The sequence below is a fragment of the Flavobacterium anhuiense genome (assembly GCF_001705175.1).
In the GTDB taxonomy this organism is placed as follows: Bacteria; Bacteroidota; Bacteroidia; order Flavobacteriales; family Flavobacteriaceae; genus Flavobacterium; species Flavobacterium anhuiense.
Window position 1 is genome coordinate 812,571 of the sequence record NZ_CP016907.1, and the last position, 26,935, is coordinate 839,505.

Below are 26,935 nucleotides of genomic sequence, written 5' to 3' on the forward strand. Positions count from 1 at the left end.
ATAATTTACACCAGCAATGCTGCTTTATTTTCAATATCATTTTGCGACAGCAACGATTTTATATTATTGAAAGTCACCAAAGCAATCTGCGTCAAAGCTTCATTGGTAAAAAACGCCTGATGTGCGGTTACCAAAACATTCGGAAAACTCATCAAACGCTGAATCGCATCATCTTGAATAATGTCTGCAGAAAGATCTCTAAAAAACAATTTTTCCTCCTGTTCATAAACATCAATTCCTAAATAACCAATTTTTCCTTCTTTTAAACCTTCAATTACTGAAGACGTTTCTATCAAGCCACCACGACTTGTATTGATAATCATAACATTATCTTTCATAAAAGAAATAGAAGTGGTATTGATAACATGTTTAGTCTGCTCATTTAGTGGACAATGAAGCGAAATAATATCACTCGCTTTAAAGATTTCTTCTAACCCAACAAAAGAAACGCCGTTTTTTTTCATTTCTTCGTTTTCAACAATATCATAAGCCAAAACATTACAGCCAAAACCTAATGCAATTTTAGAAAATGCCTTTCCTATATTTCCAGTTCCAATAATTCCAATTGTTTTTCCGAATAAATCAAAACCTAATAATCCGTTTAAAGAAAAGTTCTGCTCGCGCACTCTGTTGTAAGCTTTATGCGTTTTTCTGTTTAAAGTCAAAATCATTGCCATAGCATGCTCTGCAACTGCTTGCGGAGAATAAGCCGGAACTCGACAAACTTTTATTCCATGTCTTTTAGCCGCTTCCAAATCAACATTATTAAATCCAGCACAGCGTAAAGCAATTATTTTTACCTTTTTTTCTGCTAATTGATTGATAACCGTTTCGTTTACGATGTCATTTACAAAAACACAAACAATCTCACACTCTTCAATTAAAGCTACAGTTTGCGGATTCAATTGTGTTTCAAAAAAGTTCAGCTGAAAACCAAAATCTTCATTGTATTTGTTAAAAAAAGTTTTATCGTAGGGTTGAGTAGAGAAAAAGGCAATTTCATTCATGGTTTTTGAATTAATTCATTTCAAATTCTTTATTCCTTAAAAATAAGAAAATATTTTCAATTCACACTTAACTAAATTGCTAATCAACTACTTTTCAATTTGTTAAAAAAAATATAATTTTTCAAAGTTCATTAAACCTGTTTTATTTAAAAAAGTCTAACTCTGTATAAACAAATAAAAAACTTAACACATGAAAAAATTATTAATTGCGGCTATGTTATTTGTTGGTATAGCAAGTTTTGCACAAGACATGGATCAAAAACCAGCGCGTGAGCAAAGAGAAAGAATGACCCCAGAACAGCGTAATGAGAAACAGCTTCAAAAACTGACTACAGAATTAAATTTAGATGCTAGCCAGCAAGCGCAGGTAAAACAGCTTTTAGCAGATAGAAGCGCAAAAGCCGAAAAATTTAGAGAAGCTAGACAAGAAAAAAAAGACAGCAACACAAAACCAACTGCTGAAGAAAAGGCAGCTTTCAAAAAACAAATGGAAGACGAAGTCGCAGCAAATGATGCTAAAATGAAATCAATCTTAAAAGCTGACCAATACACAAAATGGAAAGCTCTTCAAGAGGAGAAGAAAGACAAAATGAGGGAAAAAATGAAAGAGCGCAAACAAGATAAAATATAATTTGGCGCATAAAAAAAGAGGCTTTTAAAAGCCTCTTTTTTTATTTAAAATGTTTTTGATACTTTATCTATCGCATTGATGGTAAAGTCTAAATCTTCGTAAGTCAATGCATCTGTAATAAACCACGTTTCGTATGCAGATGGCGCGATATAAACGCCTTCTTGCAATAATCCATGGAAGAATTTCTTAAACGTTTCGTTATCTCCTTTTGCAGCCGTTTGGAAATCGGTAACAGGATCTGCGTCAAAGTGAACAGAAATCATAGAACCTACTCTATTGATTGTAAACACAACATTATTGGCTTTTAACACTCTATCGATTCCTGCTTCCAAATAAGCCGTTTTTTCTTCTAAACGTGTAAAAATTTCTCTATCAGAATCAAGTGCTTTTAACATTGCTAATCCAGCAGCCATTGCCAACGGATTTCCAGACAATGTTCCTGCTTGATAAACTGGCCCAAGAGGCGCTAAATAATTCATTATTTCTTCACGAGCTGCGAAAGCTCCAACTGGAAGTCCGCCACCTATAACTTTTCCGAAGGTCACGATATCTGCATCAATTCCGTATAATTCCTGGACTCCACCACGCGCTAAACGGAAACCTGTCATTACCTCATCAAAAATCAATAAGATTCCGTTTGCTGTACATAATTCTCTTAAACCTTCTAGGAAACCTTTTGCAGGCGGAATACAACCCATATTTCCTGCAACTGCTTCGATAATAATGGCTGCAATTTCTCCTTTATTAGCTTCAATTAGAGTTTTTACATTCTCTAAATCATTATATTTTGCCAACAAAGTATCTTTTGCTGTTCCTTGTGTAACTCCTGGACTATTTGGCGAACCAAAAGTTACAGCTCCACTTCCCGCCTGAATCAAAAATGAATCTGAATGTCCGTGGTAACAGCCTGCAAATTTGATGATTTTATCTCTTTTTGTAAATCCGCGAGCCAAACGAATCGCACTCATGCAAGCTTCTGTTCCAGAATTTACAAAGCGAATTTTATCAATATTCGGAACCATAGAAACAGCCAAAGCTGCAATTTCAGTTTCCAATTCTGTTGGCATTCCAAATGAAGTTCCTAGTTTAGCTTTTTCAATAACAGCATCAACAACTGGCTGATACGCATGACCTAAAACCATTGGTCCCCAAGAGTTGATGTAATCGATTAATTTGTTTCCGTCTTCATCATATAAATAAGCGCCTTTAGCACTTTTTACAAAAATCGGAGTTCCGCCAACCGCTTTAAAGGCTCTTACTGGTGAATTTACTCCTCCCGGAATTACTTTTTCTGCTTCAGCAAAAAGCTGACTACTTCTTTTATATAACATTATAATATTAGATTTCTGATATTAGATTTTAGATTGTTTGAAAACTGCAACTGAACACTAAAACTGAAAACTTATTTCACTTTCAACCTCTGTCCGATCGAAATTGCATTATCAGTCAGATTATTTTTCCTTTTTAAATCTTCAACCAATAGATTGAATTTCTTTGAAATGGAGTATAGCGTATCACCTTTTTGAACCTCATACATATTCGGATCGTATTGATCCATATTGATCTTTGGATCAGAAGCAACATCATAAGATGATTTCTTTGGTTGAGCCGAAGTGTTTATTGGCACATAATTTCTTCCTGTAACCTGACAATCGTATTGATGGAGATTGTACCTCTCGATATAACTGATTAATTTATCAGGATATTTTGGATCTGTTGCGTATCCGCAAGCTCTAAGCCCTTTTGCCCAAGCTTTATAATCGTCTTTTTCGTAAGTGAATAAGGAAGCGTATCGTTTTTTTCCAACCAAAAATAAAGCGTGATCTCTATACGATTCTGATGCCTGAGGATATTTTCTAAAACATTCCTGAGCTGAGTCATCGTCGTGGCGAACACTTTCTCCCAACCAATCATTATGACATTTTATTCCAAAATGATTATTTGCATCTACAGCTAAATCTCCTCGTCCTGCACCAGATTCTAAAATTCCCTGCGCCAAAATAATACTCGCTGGAATTCCGTACGTTTTCATATTACCCATTGCAATTTCTTTATACTGCAACACATAATTATTAATCAAATCGCTGGTAACAACTGTTTTGGATGTAGATTGAATAACCTCAGTTGTATTATTTGTAGAAGGGTAATTTTTACCGATGGGTTTAGCAGGAGTGCTTCTTTTTGTTGAAGCCGTTCGGGTTTGAACAGCTGCCGCTTTTTTAGTCGTCGCGATGGCAGGCTTACTAGAAGAGCAGCTTGCTAAAGCTAATATTACGAGAAGTAATACAATTTTTTTAATCATTGGTTTTGAGTATTGGTAATTTCTTCTGCTTCAACTTTATATTCATTCCGTCAATTCCCTGCAATCCGCCTGTGTGAATGAGTAAAATTTTTGAATGGGCAGGAAAATAATTTTTGCTGATTAAATCTATAACGCCAAAAACCATCTTTCCTGTATAAATTGGATCTAAGGGCACTTTTGTTTTCTCAAAAAAAGCATTAATAAATTCAATTAATTCTAAATTTATCTTGCCATAACCTCCAAAATGATAGTCAGAAATTAAATTCCAGTTATCTTTTTTTGCAAAAATACGAATTTCATCGTTTAAAAAGTCACCTTTTAACGCTGGAAACCCCAAAATTTTCTGATTTGGCAACGCACTATTAATTAATCCCGAAATCGTACCTCCAGTTCCAACCGCACAGCAAACGTAATTGAAAACCGAATCTTCTTCTGTCAAAATCTCTTCACAGCCTTTCACCGCGAGTTCATTTGTGCCGCCTTCTGGAACTAAATAAAAATCACCAAACTTGTCTTTCATTTTCTCAATAAAAGATGCTTCGCTTTTTAAACGATACTCTTCTCTGGAAACAAACTCAAACTCCATTCCGTTTTCTTGAGCAAATTTAAGCGTTGGATTTTCTTCTATTTTATCGAAAAGTTCGTCTCCGCGAATGATTCCGATAGTTTTAAAACCTTGCTCTTTTCCCGCATAAGCGACAGCAGCAATATGGTTGGAAAATGCTCCTCCAAAAGTCAATAAAGTGTCTCTATTATTGGCTTTCGCCTGAAGCAAATTGTATTTCAGCTTTCTGAATTTATTTCCCGAAACAAACGGATGAATTAAATCTTCGCGCTTTATTATCAGCGAAATATTATTCGGAAATTGAATATTTATAGACTGGTTAAAAACTGGATTCATTTTAATTTAATATAATTCAGAAACTGAAAAAATGATCGCTTTTTGAGATAGTTCAAATTAGTTTCGTTTGTATACGCTTCTCTTTCAAAGCTAATGTTTCGGTACGCTAAATCTTTGTTTTTGTATTGAATTAACCGAATTAAAAACTCAAAAATATACCAAATAAAGAATGGAAGAATTAACATTTCTAATTGCTGACGTAAATGTATTTTTTCATGATTAACAAAAACTCCATTTGCTTTATCAAAATCATATTTTACCAAAACAAACGGAAATACAGCCATTCCTCGATACCCTTTCGGAATTAAATATTTGGCAACAATCAGAAACATTGGCTGTAAAATTTATAAATTTGTAGCTATAAAATTGTTCGATTTCAATAAAATCATAATCAAATATTTTTATTTTTGATTTTAATTATTCGAAAAAGAACGCGAAGCAGATTTATGAAAGAGCAAAGTAATGAAAATAAATTAATCGAAGGAGAAGATTTTTACTATACACCCGAAGGTTATAAATGCTTTACCGAAAAACATCATTTAAAACGTGGTTATTGCTGTAAAAGCGGCTGTCGTCATTGCCCGTACGGATTCGATAAAAGGACAGGAGAAATAAGAAAGAAATGAATTAGATAGTTTAAATAAATTCCAATTTTTAAATTCCAAATTCTAATCTAAAATCTAAAATCAACAATCTAAAATATTAATATGGATATCCATTCACGAAAATTCAGGATTAAAATCCACAAGTCCTATCATAGGTCGGATATCCGTTATCCTTAGTTTTTTTAATTAGAAAATGTGTCAGTTTGCCAATGAATCAATTTGAAAATGAGACAATTAAAATAAATTCCAAATTGCTACGCCTGTTCGCTAACGCTCTGGCCCAATTACGTTGGCTAATATTTCGCTCCGCTGGAGCTTCTATATTGGATGATTATTATTTTCTATAAATATTACGCCTTTCCAAGGCTTTATTTTATCAGCTCCGAGAGGAGCGACATATTTTATAAAAAAACAAAAAATTAATCTGTTGTTAATCTAGCTAAAATATCTTAGCATCTTAGAACCTTAGCAACTTAGCATCTCCAAAAGAAAATGACTTTCAAAGAACAAATACAACAAGGAATACCATCTATATTACCACCAAAAAAGGAATACGATCCAGCTATTAATCACGCTCCAAAAAGAAAAGAAATTCTTTCGGCAGAAGAAAAAAAATTGGCTCTTAAAAATGCTTTACGCTATTTCGATCCAAAACATCACGCTGAATTAATTCCTGAATTTTCAGAAGAATTAGAAACATACGGACGTATTTATATGTATCGTCTTCGTCCAGATTATAGAATGTACGCAAGACCAATTGATGAATATCCAGGGAAATCGTTGCAGGCAAAAGCCATTATGCACATGATTCAGAACAATCTGGATTATGCTGTGGCGCAACATCCGCATGAATTAATCACGTATGGAGGAAACGGTGCTGTTTTCCAAAACTGGGCGCAATATTTATTGACAATGCAATATCTGTCTGAAATGACAGATGAACAAACTTTAACGATGTATTCTGGCCACCCAATGGGATTATTTCCTTCGCATAAAGAAGCGCCGAGAGTTGTGGTGACAAATGGAATGGTAATCCCAAATTATTCAAAACCTGATGATTGGGAAAAAATGAATGCTTTGGGAGTTTCGCAATACGGACAAATGACTGCGGGCAGTTACATGTACATTGGTCCTCAAGGCATTGTACACGGAACAACCATTACGGTTTTAAATGGTTTCAGAAAAATAAAACAAAATCCAGAAGGAAGTTTATTTGTAACTTCTGGTCTTGGCGGAATGTCGGGCGCACAGCCAAAAGCTGGAAATATTGCAGGTTGTATTACGGTTTGTGCCGAAGTGAATCCGAAAATCACAAAAATCCGTCACGATCAGGGATGGATTAACGAAGTCGTAACTTCTACTGACGAATTGGTTGCCAGAGTTGCTTTGGCGAAAGCCAACAAAGAAACGGTTTCAATCGCTTATTTAGGAAATGTGGTTGATGTTTGGGAACGTTTTGATCAAGAAAACATTAAAATTGATTTAGGTTCAGATCAGACTTCACTTCATAATCCTTGGGCTGGAGGTTATTATCCGGTTGGTATTTCTTTTGAAGATGCTAACAAAATGATGGCAGAAAATCCAGATTTATTCAAAGAAAAAGTTCAAGAAAGCTTACGTCGTCATGCAGATGCCATTAACAAACACACTGCAAAAGGAACTTACTTTTTTGACTACGGAAATGCCTTTTTATTGGAAGCTTCACGTGCGGGAGCTGATGTAATGGCCGAAAATAATATTGATTTTAAATATCCAAGTTATGTTCAGGATATCATGGGGCCAATGTGTTTCGATTACGGATTTGGACCTTTCCGCTGGGTTTGTACTTCTGGAAAGCCTGAAGATTTATTAAAAACAGATGCTATTGCTTGTCAAGTTTTAGAAAAAATGGCAGAAACTGCTCCAAATGAAATTCAGCAACAAATGCAGGATAACATTAAATGGATTAAAGGTGCACAAGAAAATAAATTGGTTGTTGGTTCACAAGCTCGAATTCTATATGCCGATGCCGAAGGAAGAATCAAAATTGCAGAAGCCTTTAATCAAGCCATTGCAAAAGGAGAAATTGGCGCTGTGGTTTTAGGACGCGATCACCACGACGTTTCTGGAACAGATTCTCCTTATCGAGAAACTTCAAACATATATGACGGTTCTCGTTTTACAGCCGATATGGCAATTCATAACGTGATTGGAGACAGCTTTAGAGGAGCAACTTGGGTATCAATACATAATGGCGGCGGAGTTGGCTGGGGAGAGGTTATAAATGGCGGATTTGGTATGGTTCTTGATGGTTCTACAGAGGCTTCAAAGCGTTTAGCTTCAATGCTTTTCTGGGATGTTAACAACGGAATTTCAAGACGAAGCTGGGCAAGAAATGAAGGTGCTGTTTTTGCCATAAAAAGAGCAATGGAAGTTGAGCCATTATTGAAAGTAACTTTGCCTAATTTAGTTGATGAAAGTTTGCTTTAAAATAACATAATATCATCCTGAGCGAAGTCGAAGGTTTATAGAAATGAAAGAGCTTCGACTCTACTCAGCCTGACAGACTTAAAAAAGAACATTAATTCTTAGAAATATGAAAACACTTAAGTTAATTCCGTTTTTGCTACTGCTGATACTTACTTCTTGCAGTACCGTGACTGTTTATTCTGATTATGACAAAACTGTCGATTTTACGCCTTATAAAACGTACGCCTATTTTAAGCCCGGAATTGACAAGGTCGAAATATCAGATTTAGACAAAAGAAGAATTCTACGTGCAATTGATGATCAAATGCAAGCTAAAGGGTTTACAAAAAGCGATAATCCAGATTTGTTAGTAAACATCTTTACTAAGTCAAGAGAGCAAGTAGATGTAAACCAATTTACCGCTGGCTGGGGTTATGGCTGGGGTTGGGGTTGGAATCCTTACATGATGTACGGAGGACAAACTACAGTTTCTACTTCTACTGAAGGAACTTTATACATTGATTTAATCGATGCTAAAAAGAAAGAAATGATTTGGCAAGGTGAAGGAATTGGAACTTTGACAAGAAACATCGACAAAAAAGATGAAAAAATTGCTGAGTTTGTAGGCAAAATTTTAGCTCAATATCCACCAGTAAAAAAATAATTTTTACATTTGCCATTCAATCAGTAAAAAAATGACAAACTTTAACAACATTATTATCGCTATTATTAGCATTATTGCAATTCAGCAATAATGGCGAGGTGCTATATAAGTTTGTAAAATATAATTTATTAGAAACCTCCCAATTGGGAGGTTTTTTATTTTAAGGATAATTAAAAAGTCGCTACGAATTCGAAAATTTATCTGTTCGAAGAATATAAAAAATAATTCGGGAATTCGTGGCAAAAAAACAAAACATCATGAGTTTATTTGAAGAAGTACTTAATGCCCAAAAGCATCTTGAAAATGTAGTTGCCGCAACGCCTTTAACGCAAAATTTGAATCTTTCAGACGAATTTGAATCGACTATTTTACTAAAAAGAGAAGATTTACAAATTGTTCGTTCCTATAAAATTAGAGGCGCTTATAATAAGATTTCTTCGTTAAACGAAAAAGAAAAAGCAAACGGAATTGTATGCGCCAGCGCAGGAAATCATGCTCAAGGCGTGGCCTATTCTTGCAATCTTTTAAAGATTCATGGTAAAATATACATGCCAAAAACCACTCCAAAACAAAAAGTAAAACAAGTTCAACTATTCGGAAAATCGTTTGTTGAAATTGTTTTAACTGGAGATACTTTTGATGATGCTTACGCTTCTGCAACTGCCGATGCCATCAAAAATCATAAAACATTTATTCATCCTTTCGACGATGAAAAGGTAATCGCTGGACAAGGAACTGTTGGATTAGAAATCTTAGAAAGTTTCAAAGATCCTATTGATTATGTTTTTGTACCAATTGGCGGCGGCGGACTAGCATCTGGTTTATCAGAGGTTTTTAAACATTTGAGTCCCCATACCAAAATAATCGGTGTTGAACCCAAAGGCGCCCCTTCGATGAAAACTTCAATCGAAGAAAACAAAAATACGCCATTAAAAACAATTGATAAATTTGTTGATGGTGCAGCAGTTAAACAAGTTGGAGACAAGACTTTTGAAATCTGCCGATACAACTTAGAAGATATTATTCTGGTTCCAGAAGGGAAAGTCTGCACCACAATTTTAAGATTGTATAATGAAGAAGCCATGGTGGTTGAACCTGCTGGGGCTTTAACAATTGCTGCCTTGGATTTTTATAAAGATAAAATTAAAGACAAAAATGTGGTCTGCATCGTAAGTGGAAGCAATAATGATATTGAAAGAACTGCAGAAATAAAAGAACGCTCTTTACTTTACGAAGGTTTGATGCACTATTTTATGATTCAGTTTCCACAACGTCCAGGAGCTTTAAAAGAATTTGTCAATAATATTTTAGGTCCAGATGACGACATCACGTATTTCCAGTTTGCTAAGAAAAATAGTCGCGAAGTAGGTTCTGTTGTGGTTGGTTTAGAATTGAAAAACAAAAACGACATTATGCCAATCAAATTGAAAATGACCGAAAATGGTTTTGAGTTTCAATATCTGAACGACAATCAGGATTTGTTTACGCAATTAATTGGATAAAATAAAAAACAGGCTGTCAGATGGGATGACAGCCTTTTCAAATTCAATACAAATTACTAATTGAATTGTGGATGTAATTATTGCTTCAAGATTTTTTTCGAATACGAACCTTTACTATCGTTAACTTTCACAATGTAAACGCCTTTTGGCAATCGAGAAATCTCTACTTCTGCTTGATTTCCTTTTACAAATTTTACATTCTTCTTTAAAACTGGCTGTCCAGTAATATTGAAAACTTGCACTTCAGCATCTCCTTCATGATTCGTATCAATTTTTAGAGAATCATCTGTTTCATTCACAAAAATAGTCATATCATTTGAGCTTGTATTTTCAACTACAGTCGTTTGTGCTGCTAAAGCACTTTTTGCTGTAGAAGATTCAACCTGCACCAACTGCCACTGCTGATTTAACCCTCCTGTATAAGACCAAACCTGAATATTAGCACCATTTGCTGTAGAAACATTTTCAACATCAAGCGATTTGCCACTGTTTACGTTTATAATTTTATAATAACCTGTGCCAAGACTTGTTACTGTCCATTTGAATTCATTTGAAGACGAGAATGTTTTCTGCTGTACTTTTAATCCATCAGCTGTTCCGTTATTTTCAACAGCCAAATACATTCCAGTCGATTTTACGATAATGTAATAGTTACCGCTTCCGTCAGAAACAAATTTCCAACGCTGATTACTTCCTCCACCATTCGTTACATCATACTGTTGAATTCTACTTCCGCTCGTAGTGGCATTGTCAGCCACATCTAAACCTTTGTTACTGTTTCTTGAAATAATGTTATAATATCCAGGAAATTCGGTAGTAGGTGGCGCTCCAGAGCTCCAAGTAAAAGTAACTGCTGATGAAGCTGGAACAGCATAATTAAATGCCGAAGATCCTGAAACCACTTTTATTGTATTTGATGAGCCGCCAGAATTGTATACTACAAGTGCAGTTGACCCGTCAGGGTTTTTGAAAGCAGCAGACTGAATACTGCTGTTAGTGCTTGAAGCCCCAATTCGCACAGCACCCGGTTTCACAAATTTTGAAATCTGACCAATAATATAATACGCTACATTTTTAGTATAACTTGTGCTGCTATTTACTGTAATAGCACCTAAGCAAGTGCTGCATCCTCCTGGAGTGCGTGGACCTAAACTTGAATTGTTGGCAGCATTCCATTCTAAAACTGTTTTAGACCAGTTATTGGTACTTCCAATAACAACGTTCTGCATATGCCAGCCAAAATCGCCGCTAAAACTTCCGCCAGAACCCGTGTATTGTTCCGTAAAATAAACGTTTTTATTAGTAGCATTTTTTACTGTTGACATTGCGGAGATATTCCCTAAATATAAGTGAAATGCCGCTCCATCTACATAAGAACTATTGTTTAAAACATCAATAGGATATGCCGTATTATCACAATTGTGGTCAAAGGCAATGATTTTAATGTTTCCGTAACCAGCGGCAGCCATTTGCGGACCAAGCTGCTGGTTGATGAAATTCTTTTGTTCGGTAGAATTCATCAGCATACTTGGCTCATTATGCGGATTTTCTGGTTCATTTTGCGGTGTGATTGCCCAAATATTAATACCTTGTGCTTTCATTGCATCAAAATATTTTACGAAATATTTCGCATACGCTGCATAATATTGCGTTTGTAGAGATCCTCCAACCCAAGAACCATTGGTTTTCATCCACCTCGGTGCAGACCAGGGCGTTGCCAAGATTTTGATGTTTGGGTTAATTAGCAGGATTTTTTTAAGAATTGGAACTAAATAGGTTAAATCAGGTCCATTCAAACTGAAATTGTTCATGTTCGTATCTCCCGAAGTTTCGTTATAACTGTAGGAATAACTGCTTAAATCTGAAGCTCCAATACTGATACGAACAACGCTTGCATTTAATCCTGTTGTCGGATTGTATAAATCATTCAACAATTGGTTTTGCTGAGTCGTTGCCATTCCAGAAATAACTTCACAGCTTCCCTCGGTAAGTGTATAACCGAATCCGTCCATGGTTTGATAGGTCGTTCCTGCATTTACTGTTACGGTTGAAGCATTTGTTCCTGAATTGGTTCCGAAGGTTACAGTTCCCTGCTGCTGTAATAATTTACTTTGATCTCCTGTAGTCATCCACGGAGTTACCGTCTGAGCATTTAAGCTGTTCATGAATAAAAGCGTACTGCAACATAATAGTTTTAACGCTTTACGTACCCGAATTGTAGGTGTTTGAGTAGTTTTGTGCATTCTTTTGAGGTTTTGGTTTGATAATTAGTTTTTTCTTATTTATTCAGTTTTATTTTACTAAAACAGCACAATATTATGGGTATTTTTACAAAATTATCATTTTTTTAACTTTACAAATACACATCAAATTAAAAAAACAGATATAACAAAAACTTATCTTATTGTTTTTGAATACATTGAAAAACAATATTTTAGAAAATTAAAAATCATAAAAAACTTACTTGTCAAAATCGAAATAACTCATCATAAAATGTAAAATCTATACAATTCCTTACAAAACATGATTTTGCCTAGCAAATAAAGGCCATATGACAATTATCAGGAAAGCAAAAGAAAGATATGTATTTTTGCAGTTTATTTAAAATACAATAAAATGACAGCTTTAAAAGATATTTCGACAATAGAAGACATCCAGCAAATGGTTAATAGCTTTTATGCAAATGTTAGAAAGGATGATATAATCGGGCCAATATTTAATGATAAATTACAAGATCGCTGGGAGCCGCATCTGCAAAAAATGTACAATTTCTGGCAAACCATTTTATTTGATGTTCGCGCTTATTCTGGAACACCTTTTCCGCCGCATAAACAATTACCTGTAGACAAAACGCACTTTGACCGATGGATTGCTATTTTTAATTCAACAATTGATTCGCAATTTGCGGGACCAATAACTGAAGAAGCTAAAATGCGTGCTACGAATATGGCCTTTATGTTCAGCCATAAAATTGAATATTTTAGAAATGCAGAAAATGAAATGAGAAATACAGTAAAAAAATCTTAAAGAATTTCTTTCAAATACATAGCAGAATTTTATATTTGATTAAATGAATCAACCCAAAATCTATTTATGAAAAAAGTAATTTTCTTTATTGCAATCTGCTTCTCATTTTTAAATCAATTATCAGCACAATCTCAAACTTCAGTTTCCAATTTATATAAAGGGACTGTTGACGGAAAAACTCCCATAACAGTTTACATTAAAACAGAAGAAAATCCCTGTACTGCAGATTTAATGTTTACTTCAATGTACCGCTATAATAAATCTAACAATTGGATTCAGCTGAATATTACTCAGGGCAAAAAGAAAGAAAACGAATTTATCATGGTAGAACATGGCTTTAGTGGTGTTTTAATTTTGCAGAAAAATGGAAATACATTTACCGGTTTATGGATTAGTCCAGACACTAAGAAACAATTAAAAGTTGATCTCAAAGAAGCTGCAATGACTAAAAAAGAAATTGAAAATTTCGAAAAGACTATGGAAAAGGTGAATTATGAAAATAATGACTGCTAAAATGCATTTCTTTCCATCTTTATAAAATCTACAAAAATGCAATAAAACTCACTTTCGAATAAAAATTTTGTGATGGATGGTAAAAAATCGAGGCATAAATTCGTAATTTTACATTTTAAATCTACAACGTTTTCGAAATGAATCCAAATATTGAAACTAATCCGTTATTAGAGCGATTGCCTAAACATTTACAGCAATTTATTAAACCTCAAGACTATAGCGATTACACTCCTATCAATCAGGCGGTTTGGCGATATGTGATGCGCAAAAATGTAGATTATCTTTCTAAAGTTGCGCACGATTCTTACCTGGAAGGTTTGCGTAAAACTGGTATCGAAATTGATTCTATTCCGAGCATGTACGGAATGAACCGAATTCTTAGCGAAATTGGCTGGGCAGCGGTTGCCGTTGACGGATTTATTCCTCCAAATGCCTTTATGGAATTCCAAGCGTACAATGTTTTGGTTATTGCTTCTGATATCAGACAATTAGAACATATTGAATATACCCCTGCTCCAGATATTATTCACGAAGGTGCCGGCCACGCTCCGATTATTGCCAATCCTGAATATGCTGAATATTTGAGACGTTTTGGCGAAATTGGCTGTAAAGCGATTTCTTCTCACAAAGATTATCAAATGTATGAAGCGATTCGTTTGCTTTCGATATTAAAAGAAGCTGAAGATACTCCACAAGAAAAAATTGATGAAGCCGAAAAAGCAGTAGCCGATTTGCAAAATGATATGGGCGAATTGTCTGAAATGGCTCAAATTAGAAATCTGCATTGGTGGACAGTTGAATATGGCTTGATTGGAACAGTTGAAAATCCGAAAATATATGGTGCGGGATTGCTTTCTTCAATTGGCGAAAGTGCCCATTGCATGACCGATAATGTGAAGAAAATCCCTTACGATATTTCGGCAGCCAATCAGAATTTTGATATCACGCAATTACAGCCACAGCTTTATGTAACGCCAACTTTTTCTCATTTGAGTTTGATTTTAGAAGAATTTGCTAATAAAATGGCTCTGCGAACTGGAGGTCTTTCCGGAATTAAAAAACTAATTCAATCAAATGCTTTGGGAACTATTGAATTGAGCACTGGCCTGCAAATCTCAGGAGTTTTTACCAATGTCATTGAAGAAGAAGGAAAGCCTGTTTACATTCAAACTACAGGAAAAACAGCTTTGGCTTATCGTGAAAAAGAATTAGTTGGCCACGGAACTTTAACGCATCCACACGGATTTGGAAGTCCGATTGGGAAATTGAAAGGTTTTAATCTTGCGATTGAAGATATGAGTCCGAAAGATTTACAGGCTTATAATATCATTGAAGGCGAAAAAATAAAATTAGAATTCGAAGGCAATATTATTGTTGAAGGAGAAATTATTACAGGTTCTAGAAATCTTCACGGAGAAATTATTTTAATCAGTTTTAAAAATTGCACGGTTACTCATGGCGAGACGGTTTTATTCCAACCTGAATGGGGCAATTATGATATGGCAATTGGCAAAAAAGTAATTTCTGCATTCTCTGGTCCAGCCGATGTGAACAGTTTTGACTTAATTAATATTGTTCCGTCAACCAAAACCATCAAAGCTAAACATACTGATGAGCGTGACGAATTAGAACATTTATACGCAACCGTTAGAGATACTAGAACGAATAAAGGTGCTAAAGCGGAACTGAAAAATGTTTTTGAAAAGCTTAAAAATAATCATCAAAACGATTGGTTACTGTCTGTTGAAATTGCTGAGCTTTTAAAAGATTCTGAAGAGAAACAGCTTTTACAGGAAGTATTAGTTCATTTAGATCAATTGAAAGTAAAACGTCCTGAAATTGCACATTTAATTTCTGGCGGTTTGGATTTGATTTTTGATAATTTGCCACAATCCCGATAGCTATCGGGACTAAAACGCGAAGTTTTTTATTAAGTAAATAACATAATATTTGTCATTTCGACGAAGGAGAAATCTCCGCAAGTAACTCCGCAACGAGAATCCAATCTTTGTCGAGCTTCTCGTGGAGATTTCTCCTTCGTCGAAATGACAAAATTGTGGAAAATCTGTTTATGAAAACTAGCCAAGAATTTGGTATTAAATCATTTTAATCCTTTAATCTGTGGCAAAAATTCTTTGCGCCTCTGCGTCTTTGCGAGATTCTTTTATAGCTTTGATCCCAAATCCTGACTTAATTCAGTTTCAGATTCAATAGTTTTTCCGTTGTATTGCAGTTTCCAGCCCATTGAATTGGTCATGATTAAAATCTTAGACAATTCGCTAATAAGTCTATTTTGGGCATTGGTTTTAAGAGTAGAATTTTCGATTTTTTTAGCCAGATTCGCTTTTACCGATTTATTGATTTTATTGTAATCGTCACCCGTAAATGGATTCAATTTGCTTTGTTCAACATCGTAAAACTGAATATCTGGATTTATGGTAATTTCTTCTTTCGGAATATTTAAAATTGTGATGGTTTTATTTTTTTCATCAATGTCATATTTCATTTGATGGAGATCGTAAGCCACCGTCACATTGGCATTGACCACAATGAGTGCTTTTTTCTCAAAAGAAATCATATCCATCAAATACTTCTGCTGATTTTTATAGGTAATGACTTCTGAAAAATGTCCTTCAGTAACAACCAGCTTTCCAACATTAAGAATCTGCTGTTGAATTAAATTGGTATTGTATTGAATATCTGAATCGTCGTCTTTTTTGAACTGGCAATATTTAAACCCCAGAACAATTACTAAAACGATAACCCCAATACCTATAATTCTTTTAATCAAGTTTTGCATTCCGATAATTTATTTAAACGAATTTACTTCATTTTTTCTTTTTTTAGTCACGAATTCACGAATTTTCGCTAATCCATACGAATACTTATAATTGAAATTTTACAAATTAAAAATTTGTGAAATTAAGAAAATTAATAGACAAAGGGATTAGCGAAAATTCGTGAATTCGTGGCTAATAAATCTAGAACGGATAGCCGATTGCAATATTCAAAATCAGGTTATCTTTTCTCCAGGAACTGCTTCCGAAATTAATATCGTCAATCACCCAACGTTGTCCGTCTGGCAATGCAGGATTACGTAGCGGAATAGCTAAATCGGTTCTTAAAATCAAAAACGACAAATCGAAACGTAAACCAGCTCCGGCTCCAACGGCGATTTCTTTCATAAAATCTTTTGAAATTTCCGCTCCAGGTTTATTTGGATCGGCATGTAAAAGCCAGATATTACCAGCATCTAAAAATATTGCACCTCTTACAATGCTGAAAAGCTTTGCACGGTATTCGGTATTGAATTCCAGTTTCAAATCAGCTGATTGATCGGGAGTGTAATTATTGTTTGTTGGTGGCGGAATAACATAACTTCCTGGCCCTAAAGTTCGTGCCCTAAACGCGCGAATACTATTGGTTCCTCCCACTACAAATTGTTTCGATGCCGGAAGCGTGTTTGAATTTCCGTAAGCAAATCCCGCACCGACAATTAATCTGCTGGCTAATTCGCTTTCTTTTCCGAGTTTTAAATAATGTCTGAAATCGGATCTAATTTTTACGTATTGGCTAAACGGAACATCAAATATGGTCTTAACGTTATTCGGATAATCTGCTCCAGTAAATAACCCTGTTAAATTTCCAGCTAAATCTAACTCACCATTAAAATAAATGGTATGCTTCTTACGCTTCTGCATCGTATTGGTATACGTATAATTATAGGTTGGGCCAAAAATCAGCTGTTTTTCAATTACTTTTCCCAAAGCTGGATCTTCGTCAATGTCTGCGAGATATTCTGGTGTAACGTGATTCGGACTCACATAAGTCACATCAACAACATTTAATTGATGTTCCTTACGAATATTTTCTTTCCACATATACCCAAAAGAAGTATTAAAAGAATTCAAAGCATATAACTGCGTTCGTTTTTGATATTCATAACGGAGCGTTGCTTTAGTTCTTGGCACATATTCGCTGTTCCCTTCAATATGAAAAGGCGTTATAAATCGTGGCCAAGTCAAACTAACTTCTGCTCCCAGTTTGTAAATGTTTTTCCCTTTATTAACTCCTCCCAACTGAAAATCGGCGCCACCAAAAACAGAAGCGGTAAACAATTCTGCACCTCGCAAAAAGTTTCTGTTGTTCCAGTTTAGATTTAATTCTGTACCTGTATAGCTCGCAGAATTGGTTTTTCCGATAACTTCTACACGAATAAACTTCTTAGGCAAAAGAGTCAAATAGTAGTACGAATCTAGAACGTTAGAAATTGAATCTGAGGGTTTGAATTCATTCTTCACAAAACTGAAAGTTCCAAGATTTACAAATCGGTTTAAGGTTAAATTGTGGTCTTTTCGATTGTAAACATCTCCTCTTTTAAAATAAATTGTTCGATCGTAAATTCTTGGTTTAAAAGTATCTGCTGTATCAATTATGGTAAAATCTTTGTATTGCGTGATATTTCTTTTTCTATAAACTGCACTATCATTGGTAAGCGAATAATTTGGGTACACAAAAATCTTATCAATTTTATAAGCGGTCAAGGCTTTTACAGGTGTATCATCCTTTATTACCAATCTAATTCGTACTTCGTGATCACCTTTACTGCTGTCTACTTTTGCCAAAATATAATCTGGATTAAAATAGAAATAGCCTTTTTCTTTTAATCTTGCATCAATTCTTTCTCTTTCTGCCTTTATGACATCTAAATCGTAAGGATTTCCAACTTTAAGAAGACTTCTTTTATGGCTTCTCGCAATAATTTTTGACATTTTAAGAGAATCGTCTGGAAAAGTTACGCTTTTTATAATGTATTGTTTTCTTGGTGTCACAATATATTCTGCGGTTACTCTTTTATTTCGAACAGTCGAATCGGCGCTGACACGGGTTTTGAAATATCCTCGGTTTTCTGTAAAATTTCGCAAAACCGAAGCATTATAATCCAAATCAACCTGGCTGAAAAGTACCGGCGGTTCTCCCACTTTGTTACGCAGCCAATATCTCGTTCCCTTATCTTTTTTAGGTTCCCCAGCAAGATTGTATATCAATAATTTAGGTCGAAGACCCAAAAACTGTTTGTTCGGTTTTGGGCGAAGCAGGCCTTCTAGTTCATTTTCCAACGCTTTTCGATCTTTCTTCTTCATAATCGAATCTTTTATGGTAACAGAACCGCCTGTATAAAGCAACTCGCCTTCAGGAAGATACTTTGTATTGCTGCATCCTAAAACAAAAAATAAGGAAAGCAGCGCGATATACTTTAAATATATATTTCTATGATTATGTTTTTTGCTCATTTCCTTCAATAGTTTTTTCGTCTTCGTTCTCTTGCAGTTTTTCTTTTTCTTTGTCCTCTTTCTTTTTTTGCTTTTCTTTTTCCTTGCGAATTTTTTCTTCTTTTATCAACTCTTTTTCTTCTTCTGTGCGATGAAAAAGCTCTCTAAATTTATTGTAGCTCATTGTAATTACAAATGCAACTCCTGTTTCGATTACCTGACCTTCAACCGCAACCTGATATTGATTTTTACGATAAGCACGAATCATGTAACGGCCATCTTTTGTTAATTGATAATCTAAAGCGACATCACCCGCAATATTGGTAGATTCTTCATTGGCACGTTCCTGGCCTTCTACTCCAAAACTGCTTCCAACAGTAATTTTCAATCGATCATCGAGTAATTTTTTAGAAACTTCAACATTTAAATCGGTTCGGTTTTGCATGGTTCCTGTTGTATAATCTTCTGTCGATTCTAAATCAAAGTTGACTTCAAATCCTTCAATAAGATCTCCAGCCAGATTATTCAATTGTTGCGACAGTATTTTGCTCACACTCTGTCTGGCAAAAGATTCTGCACTTACACCGCCGCTTTCGCTTGCAAAAGGATTTTCGCCCACAAATCTGTTCAATAATAAAAGGGCAAAAACTTGTTTGTTCAGTTCAGCAGGATCTTGTTCCAGCTGTTTCAGTTTTGTCTGAGTCATTTCTACGACATCTGTAGAAACATTATAATTTCCTTCCGGAAGCACTATTCCAAATGAGATTTCTGGTTTCAGCAATTCTCCATTCATTTTTAATAAGGTCTGAAAAGGAAGCTTTTGCTTGTAGGTATTTTGTACCGCTTGAGGTTCACCTTTTATCTGATTTCCTAATAAATCAATTGGCGCTGTGTTTACTTTATAAATCGCTGTAATATTTAAAGTTGCCATTGTCGGTTCGCCATTCCAAGTGATAAAACTTCCTTTTTGAATATCAAATTTTCGTTTAATTCCGTTGAAATTCATTTGATAAGAACCGTCTGAAAATTCATATTTCCCAGTCAAAGTTGTCTTTCCTGATTGATCGATTCCTCCAACTAATTCTGCTTCTCCCTTCAAATTCAAATAATCGCCATTTCCTTTATCAATCAGCAAAGTCAATTCTGCTTCTTTATTAATCGAAATAGCTACATTTACATCCATGCCTTTCAATTCCGACTGATTCAGTTTGTTCTGCATATCAACCGTTTGCTTCAAGTACAGATTATCTTCGTCAACAAATTCTACAATCCCTTCTCGGTCTGCTATTGACGGATCTGACTGTGGCATTACGACTGTAAACTTGGTTTCTTTATTAATTTTGATCGTTCCGTCAACCACTGGACTGTCTAGATTTCCTTTGATATTTAGTTTTGTATCTAAAAACAAATCGCCATAAAATAAATCATTGTCTTTTGCTTGCGAGTGAATCGCTCTAAAATCGTTTGCCTCAACCAGCAGATTGAAATTATACTTCACAAAATCTGGCGACTGAATGGTTCCGTTTACAAACAGTTCATTGTCATTTTCATCAAAAAGAGAGAATTTATCAAATGAAATTGTTTCGTTATTGAAAGTGATTTTTTCGTTTTTGGTTTTAAAGTACGAATTGAGCTGTGTGACTCTAAAACCAGCGTCATTAAAATTCAATTCTCCTTTAATTTGTGGAGCAGAAGTATTTCCTGTCAACTTGAAATTTCCTGAAAGAAAGCCTTGTCCTTCAGTAATATTTCCCATACTGAAACCTTGAACGCTTTTGATATACAATTTATTAATAGCTACATCAAAATCAAAATTTCCTGAATCTAACTGATAATCTCCCGTAAGTTTTAAGTCATTTCCTTCATCGCTCAAGGCTACATTTGCGGCAAGTGTATTGGCAGTTTTATTGTCAACTTTTATTTCTAAATCTCCTACTTTTGAACCTTTAAAAGTAAAATCATCAATTTTCAAATCGGATGTAAAAGTTGGATTTGTCATCACATTTTCAACCAACGCATTTCCGTTAATCAAGCCTTGCATCAATAATTCATCTTTTTTAACCATGTTCATAATGGTTTCGATTTTGAAGTTGACAAAATCAACTTGTAAAGGCGCATTATCCTGATTTCCTTTCGATTGAACTTTCAATTCGTTTCCATTATTACTCAAATTGAATTTATTGACATAAAGTCTTTTTTCTCCAAACTCGATTGCATTTTCAGGATCAACATTCCACTTATCATAATTTAAAATAAAGCTGTCTGCATCTAGTTTTACAATATTTTTAGAATCTTCTGCTTTAAATTCGCCCGCAATAAAATATTGCTGTTTTTGTTTTGCATCTTGAACTTCAAGCGCATAGGTCAAAGTATTGTTTTGAACTTCTCCGCTCAAACTTGTAAACGGAATTTTTAAAGAACCGCTTTCAATTGTCGCTACAGAAACTAAATATTCCAGCGCATTTTCTTTGGCTTCGATATTGATTTTCCCATCTGAAATGGTGTTTCCTCCATAAACAATTCTTGGAATCGTTCCTTTTACAGTTAAAGAATCTGTTTTATTATTATAATTTCCATTTATAGTAAAAGGCTCTAATCCAGTTAATTTTGGCAACAATTTAAAAAGAACAGGATCATTGTCTACTTTGAGCATAAAAGCCAATCTTTGCTCGTCTGATTCTGCATTGATTTTTGGATTTTTGAGGTCAATATATTTTGATAATGATTTCTGGACTGAATTTGCCAAAGTTGTCAATTTATATTTTCCGATCATTTCGGCTTTTAAAAATTGAGACGAAATTTTGATCGAATTGCTGTCTTTATCTGCAAAAGCCAAAACTCGAACAGAATCTAAAACAATTGGTTCTGCTTCTTGCAAAATTTGAATATTTGAAAGAAACACTTTCCCGTTTAAGAAATCAGGATTACTGTTGGCAATATCTGCATCGACATTTCCGCGAAGCTTCATTGGTCCAGCGTGCAGATTTAGTTTTTCTAAATCGGCAATATCAAGATTCAGCTTTAATTGTATGGTTGGATATTTATCTTTGGTGTCGCCAGAAGCCGTTAAATTAAAATTCAAATTTGGATCTTGCATTCCAGATTTTACTGCAAATGAACCGTTTTCGATATTTCCTTTTAATGCTAAATCTCTATAAGTGTATCGATTAAAGACTGCTTTCTGTACCAAACCATCAATCGCTGCATTTGCGGTTTTAGGATCTAAGCCTTTTCCTTTAACTTTCGCCTTAAGCGTAATTTTTCCGATTGAATCGTTTTTAATTAAACGCCCTAAATCAAAATCCAACAAGTAAACTTGCGCATCGTATTTTTCTCTTTTTTTAACACGCTGATCAAATAAAGCATCGACTTTTGCATTTCCAAAACTGCTCGTTAAAGCCATATTGGTTTTAAAATTCTGAACCGAACCTTTAAATTTTCCTTGCAAACTTAATTGAGATGGCAACTGAATATTCTTCGGAATTGTTCCTGGTGGCACAAACATATTAATGTCTTTTGAAGTCGTCGAAGCTTTTTTGATATCCAAATCGTAATACGCTTTTTGTGCATCTGGCAATCCAGCAATTTTCCCCGAAAGGGAAACTTTTGTAGCGCCAATTCCGCTCATTTCAAACTTCGAAATATTCAAATCTTTTACTTTTCCGCTCACACGGCTGTCCACATACAAAATCGCATTCGGGTTACTTTTAAACGGATTTGTATTTTGAAGATCGGGAACAAACAATAAAATGTCTTTAAAACCAATTTTAGATTGTTTCAAATTGGCATCAAGGGCAAGATTTCCAAAATCTTTCTGAAGTGATTCAAGTGATGTATATTGCGCTTTAACTTTATCCTGAACGAGAGTCTGCGGTGTTTTTAAATACAGATTTTCCAGCGAAGCATTTTTCGGTCCGTAAAAGAAATCGGTTTTGAAAGACTGAATCTGCAAACCGCTTTTTTCGTTTACGTTTAGCGTTTTAATATTTCCTGAAATCGTATCATTTCCATAATATAACTTCTCTGCTTTAAAATTGAATTTATCCAAATCCAAGTGTGCATAATCAATTCCTTTTGTTTTAGGTTTTGACTGTTCATCATCAAACTTGAAAGCGATGTTTTCTAGATTGGTTTCTTTGAGTTTTACTTTCCAGCCTGCTTGTTTTATGGCTGTTGAATCTAAGTCAGGGGCTTGAATTTGCTTATCTTTTGCACCAAGACGTAAATTTCCTTTAAGATTTTTAACTTCAAAAGTATTAAAATCCAAAAACTGTTCATTAAGATTGATCTCATTTACTACTAAATTTAAATTTCCTAAACTAATACCCGAATTTAATTTCGAGTCTTTATTATCATATAAAATATCTATTTTAGATAAAGTGATTTTATCCAATGCCAATTTAAAATCTGGACGTTTCGAAACTGTATCCACTGTTTTGACTGAAACTTCAGCAATTTTCTCTACAACATCTTGATCTAAAACTACCTTCAATCCATTTAAATTAATTGTGGGAATATTAAAGTCCATTTTATCAAGATCAAACCTTTTGAATTTAGTATCAAAATGCGTCAAATTGACTTTGATATCATTCATCGAAAAATCATCTTTAAAATTGAATTTAACCTGATCGAGATTTACTTTTACTACAGAAATTTTAAACGGTTTTGCATCGGGATCTTCTACTTTTGGTTCTTTAGATTCGAATGCTTTTATAATATAATCAAAATTGAAAACGCCGTCTTTGTTTCTGGAAATATTGGCTTTTACATTTTCTAATGAAACCGAATTGATTTCGAGTTCGCTGCTTACGAGTTTAAAAAGATCAACATCAACCTCTAATCGTTTACCAGCCAGTAAAGTATCTTTTTTTTGATCTTCAAAATAAAAACCTTCCAGAACTACATCTTTGGGAAATTTAATTAGAATTTTATCGAGAGAAACTTTGGTTTTAATCTTACCTTCAAGATAGGTAATCGCTTTGTCTTTAACGAAATTTTGAACTGATGGAACTTGAATTAAGATTATGAGAAGTAATAAAAGTGCAACTACAGAAACGACGCACCACATTAAGATACGAAGTATTTTTTTAAGAAAATAAACTGGTTTCTTATTCATACGTCAATAAAATCGCTTAGATTAAAATTGCTTCTGAAAAAAGCAGGGTTACACATTTTACAAAAATGTAAAATTTAAACCTTAACAATTTACATAATTATGAGCAATTATTCTAAAATTTTATTGTTGCATTTGCCATGAAGGCACTAAGGCGCGAAGTTTTTTATATTAACTGATAACCTTTTTATGAGGGTTATTCTAATAGTTAGAATTTAATATGCGGCAGTTTTTCTCCTATGATGTTTATTTTCTGCTGCAGTTTTGATAAGAACTTCTGGTGCTGTTCTGATTCTGGATTAAAGCTTCTATGGCGCAGGCTTTTTTGGATTTCGTCTACTTCTTTCATTACTTGAACACTTTCTTCTGAAACATAATTTTCGCTAAAAAGTTTCCAAATATAATCTATCGCAATCTGATTGGGATGCAACATATCTTCGTTATAAAAACGATAATCGCGAAGTTCATCCATCATGATTTCGTAAGAAGGGAAATAGTTATGAGTTATGAGTTTTGAATTATGTGTTTTTAAAACTTGATGTAAAGCTGTAAACAAATGCGACTTACTTAATTGGTTTTCTACAAATCCGTCTTTGATATGTCGAACTGGGGAAATAGTGAAAATGAAATTTATATTGGAGTTTACAGTCTGAATGGTTTCAATTGTATTTTGAATACTTTTTTGAATGACTTCTGCCGACAATAATTCTTTTGAAAATTGTTTTTGAGGCACTTTATGACAGTTGGCTACAATTTCATCTTTTTCAAGATTTCTATAAATCCAAGAAGTTCCGAAAGTGATGATAATATGGGTCGCTTCTTTAAGTTGTTTATGGGTTTCTGTTACAGCTTTATTCAGAGTTTCTAATAATTCTTGACGGTCAGAATTGCTTAAATCTGAATGTACTTCAAAGCTATGCCAACGCTCGTTATGGAAGAAAACATCTTTTTCTTCAAACCAATCTTGTTTAGAAATTCTGCTAAATAATTTTTCAATTGAAACCGGATTAAAAATGATCCCAAACGGATTGGTTTCATTCTGAAATTTAAAATAATCGAATTTCTCCGCCATATTTTCTGCAAAACAAGACCCTATAGAAAGTATTTTCGAATTATAATCGATTGGCAAACTACTTTTGGAAATGGGTATTTGGGTTCTGAATTGCATGATTTTGAAATTAACTACGAATTTCACCAATTTTAATCAATAAAAAAACCAAATACAGAAGTATTTGGCTTTTTTATAAATTTAAATATTACCTAATGTTAATACGTATATTCAATTTCATACTCAATATTTTTTCCTCCTCCATCAAATGAAGTATGTTTTGTTGGGTACGAAGCATCATTATAAATATAAGTCGTTAAATAAACCGATGGATTCGGAAATTCAGTTGTTGTTCTTGTAGTTTTTACAATATTATTAGTTCCAAATCCATCAATTTCGTTTAATAACAAATTGAAACCTAGTATATTTTTCAGGGGATTTTTTTTGGAATCGTATTCAAAAACTAATGTTGTAGTTGAAGAACCAGACTTTTCTTCCACTCTTATTAAGTTTCCATCTTTATACGTTAAAGTTCCTTCTCCACTTTTAGTTTCGGTTTTCTTTATATTATCAACGGTGTAATCAATGTAAGAAATTGTTCCATTAGAATTATGAGTATAAACCACTTTCTCAATATAATAACCGTCGGGATATTCGACACTTATGTCTTCTCTAAAAACTTTAGTTTTTAGTTTTCCATTTTCATAACTATATGAAACTTCTTCATTTTTAATTTCTTTCCCATTTTCTATATCAAACTCTTCTTGTTTAATTATCACATCTCCATTGTATGTAAATATTGTTTTTGAATCTTCTTTAACGATATTTAGAATTTTATTACCATCGTAAGTTAAAGTTCCTTTACTATTTGTTCCTAAGTAAATAGAAGGGTAAACATAAGAAATCGTCTTTGGCAATGTAGAATCAATTTCTTGCAAAGGAGAATTTTCATCACTTGAACATGATGATAGGATTAAAGCTATAGCGCCAAAAAGCCATAATTGTTTTTTCATAATTGAGAGATTTTGTTATACTTTTCAAAATTAAGAAAGCCAGAAGCATTTGCAACTGGCTTAATATTATTAATAAGAATCTTCAATTATTAATAAAAATATTCCGTAGTACCTAGACTGTCAGACCCGTTATCAACTTCTTTAGTTGGATATCCTTGCTCATTATATGTAAAAGTACTGTTTGTCCACAAATTACCATCTGATGTATCTGTAAGGATATTGAATTTAACGCCATTTGCTTCTCCATCAACAAATGCAATTTTATCCATTCCCAAAATATTTTTTGTTGGATTATTTTTATTATCATAAGTATATTTATGATTTGGTGAGTTAGAACTTATAATTTCGCTTACTTCACCATTTACAAATTTAATTGTAGCTGTTCCCGAAGCAACCGTTTGAGAAACATCACTTCCTGAATACCCTTTTACTGAAATTGTACCATCTGCATTATAAGTATAAACTTCCTTGTAACCTCTTAATACCGCTACACCTTCCTCTTCTTCATATTCAACTCTTAAAAAAGTTGATAGCTTTCCATCATTAGTGTATGTAAAAGTATCTACTTGTTCTGACTTTCCATTAGGAAGCTTGTAATCAATTTTTGTAATTAAATCTCCAGTGTAAGTATAATACAGATTGAAAAATCCAGTATCATCTGTTACACTTACTATTTTGTTACCATCGTACTTAAAATTAACGGTAGCTTTATCACCTTCTGGACTTGTAATAACAGTTTTTTTAAGCAAAACAAGATCTGAAGAACTTGACGAATCATCGCTTGAACAAGATGTTAAAACTAGTGCTAAAGCACCAAAAAGGCATAATAATTTTTTCATATTGATTTGGTTAAAATTTGTTAATGGTGCAAACGTAATATAACCGAAA

General features: G+C 34.0%; 20 protein-coding genes. 8 read left to right on the forward strand and 12 right to left on the reverse strand.

Features of this window, described 5'->3' with window-relative positions; genetic code table 11:
- Positions 1-5 precede the first annotated feature (5 nt).
- Complete coding sequence (locus BB050_RS03360) at positions 6-1,007, reverse strand: 2-hydroxyacid dehydrogenase (protein WP_066032602.1); 1,002 nt, start codon at positions 1,005-1,007, stop codon at positions 6-8.
- 190 nt (positions 1,008-1,197) lie between these two features.
- On the opposite strand from BB050_RS03360, the gene BB050_RS03365 reads away from it, so the two are divergent.
- Positions 1,198-1,638: a hypothetical protein gene (locus tag BB050_RS03365; RefSeq protein ID WP_066032603.1), complete on the forward strand. Its 441-nt coding sequence runs from the start codon at positions 1,198-1,200 to the stop codon at positions 1,636-1,638.
- A 44-nt stretch (positions 1,639-1,682) separates the two neighbouring features.
- Here BB050_RS03365 and hemL read toward each other — a convergent pair whose 3' ends face one another.
- The 4 genes from hemL to BB050_RS03385 form a co-directional block, all read right to left on the reverse strand.
- Positions 1,683-2,969, reverse strand: a complete 1,287-nt coding sequence (gene hemL, locus BB050_RS03370; protein WP_066032604.1) for a glutamate-1-semialdehyde 2,1-aminomutase — start codon at positions 2,967-2,969, stop codon at positions 1,683-1,685.
- 71 nt (positions 2,970-3,040) lie between these two features.
- A complete protein-coding gene (locus BB050_RS03375; RefSeq protein ID WP_066032605.1) occupies positions 3,041-3,940 on the reverse strand; it encodes a glucosaminidase domain-containing protein in 900 nt (299 codons plus the stop codon).
- Positions 3,933-4,841, reverse strand: a complete 909-nt coding sequence (locus BB050_RS03380) for a 1-aminocyclopropane-1-carboxylate deaminase/D-cysteine desulfhydrase (protein WP_066032606.1) — start codon at positions 4,839-4,841, stop codon at positions 3,933-3,935. Before BB050_RS03380 ends, BB050_RS03375 begins: the two co-directional genes overlap by 8 nt.
- A complete protein-coding gene (locus BB050_RS03385; RefSeq protein ID WP_066032607.1) occupies positions 4,838-5,173 on the reverse strand; it encodes a hypothetical protein in 336 nt (111 codons plus the stop codon). Before BB050_RS03385 ends, BB050_RS03380 begins: the two co-directional genes overlap by 4 nt.
- Positions 5,174-5,287: 114 nt before the next feature.
- Between BB050_RS03385 and BB050_RS03390 the strand changes: the two genes are divergently transcribed.
- The 4 genes from BB050_RS03390 (at position 5,288) to ilvA (ending at position 10,060) form a co-directional block, all read left to right on the forward strand.
- Positions 5,288-5,467, forward strand: a complete 180-nt coding sequence (locus tag BB050_RS03390; protein WP_066032608.1) for a DUF5522 domain-containing protein — start codon at positions 5,288-5,290, stop codon at positions 5,465-5,467.
- Positions 5,468-5,938: 471 nt separating this feature from the next.
- Positions 5,939-7,915 (forward strand): urocanate hydratase, encoded by a 1,977-nt coding sequence (locus tag BB050_RS03395; protein ID WP_066032609.1) that lies wholly within the window; start codon positions 5,939-5,941, stop codon positions 7,913-7,915.
- A 106-nt stretch (positions 7,916-8,021) separates the two neighbouring features.
- The gene (locus BB050_RS03400) at positions 8,022-8,558 is read left to right on the forward strand and encodes a DUF4136 domain-containing protein (protein ID WP_066032610.1); all 537 of its coding nucleotides are present in this window, start codon (positions 8,022-8,024) and stop codon (positions 8,556-8,558) included.
- 257 nt (positions 8,559-8,815) lie between these two features.
- Positions 8,816-10,060, forward strand: a complete 1,245-nt coding sequence (ilvA, locus tag BB050_RS03405) for a threonine ammonia-lyase IlvA (protein ID WP_066032611.1) — start codon at positions 8,816-8,818, stop codon at positions 10,058-10,060.
- Positions 10,061-10,137: 77 nt separating this feature from the next.
- Here the strand turns inward: ilvA and BB050_RS03410 are convergent, their stop codons facing one another.
- Complete coding sequence (locus BB050_RS03410) at positions 10,138-12,303, reverse strand: RICIN domain-containing protein (protein ID WP_066032612.1); 2,166 nt, start codon at positions 12,301-12,303, stop codon at positions 10,138-10,140.
- Between the two features lie 373 nt (positions 12,304-12,676).
- On the opposite strand from BB050_RS03410, the gene BB050_RS03415 reads away from it, so the two are divergent.
- The 3 genes from BB050_RS03415 (at position 12,677) to BB050_RS03425 (ending at position 15,501) form a co-directional block, all read left to right on the forward strand.
- A complete protein-coding gene (locus tag BB050_RS03415; protein ID WP_066032613.1) occupies positions 12,677-13,087 on the forward strand; it encodes a group III truncated hemoglobin in 411 nt (136 codons plus the stop codon).
- Positions 13,088-13,153: 66 nt separating this feature from the next.
- Complete coding sequence (locus BB050_RS03420; RefSeq protein ID WP_066032614.1) at positions 13,154-13,600, forward strand: hypothetical protein; 447 nt, start codon at positions 13,154-13,156, stop codon at positions 13,598-13,600.
- A gap of 137 nt (positions 13,601-13,737) precedes the next feature.
- A complete protein-coding gene (locus tag BB050_RS03425; protein ID WP_066032615.1) occupies positions 13,738-15,501 on the forward strand; it encodes an aromatic amino acid hydroxylase in 1,764 nt (587 codons plus the stop codon).
- A 263-nt stretch (positions 15,502-15,764) separates the two neighbouring features.
- Here BB050_RS03425 and BB050_RS03430 read toward each other — a convergent pair whose 3' ends face one another.
- The 6 genes from BB050_RS03430 to BB050_RS03455 form a co-directional block, all read right to left on the reverse strand.
- On the reverse strand, positions 15,765-16,400 hold the full coding sequence (locus tag BB050_RS03430) for a DUF4230 domain-containing protein (RefSeq protein WP_066032616.1): 636 nt from the start codon (positions 16,398-16,400) through the stop codon (positions 15,765-15,767).
- Positions 16,401-16,581: 181 nt separating this feature from the next.
- Complete coding sequence (tamL, locus tag BB050_RS03435; protein WP_066032617.1) at positions 16,582-18,894, reverse strand: translocation and assembly module lipoprotein TamL; 2,313 nt, start codon at positions 18,892-18,894, stop codon at positions 16,582-16,584.
- On the reverse strand, positions 18,878-23,989 hold the full coding sequence (locus BB050_RS03440; RefSeq protein WP_066032618.1) for a translocation/assembly module TamB domain-containing protein: 5,112 nt from the start codon (positions 23,987-23,989) through the stop codon (positions 18,878-18,880). Before BB050_RS03440 ends, tamL begins: the two co-directional genes overlap by 17 nt.
- Before the next feature lie 205 nt (positions 23,990-24,194).
- Positions 24,195-25,154, reverse strand: a complete 960-nt coding sequence (locus BB050_RS03445) for a GSCFA domain-containing protein (protein WP_066032619.1) — start codon at positions 25,152-25,154, stop codon at positions 24,195-24,197.
- Between the two features lie 98 nt (positions 25,155-25,252).
- Entirely contained in the window at positions 25,253-26,047 is a 795-nt protein-coding gene (locus BB050_RS03450; protein WP_066032620.1) for a hypothetical protein, read from the reverse strand.
- An 89-nt stretch (positions 26,048-26,136) separates the two neighbouring features.
- The gene (locus BB050_RS03455) at positions 26,137-26,886 is read right to left on the reverse strand and encodes a hypothetical protein (RefSeq protein ID WP_119789434.1); all 750 of its coding nucleotides are present in this window, start codon (positions 26,884-26,886) and stop codon (positions 26,137-26,139) included.
- Between the last annotated feature and the right edge of the window lie 49 nt (positions 26,887-26,935).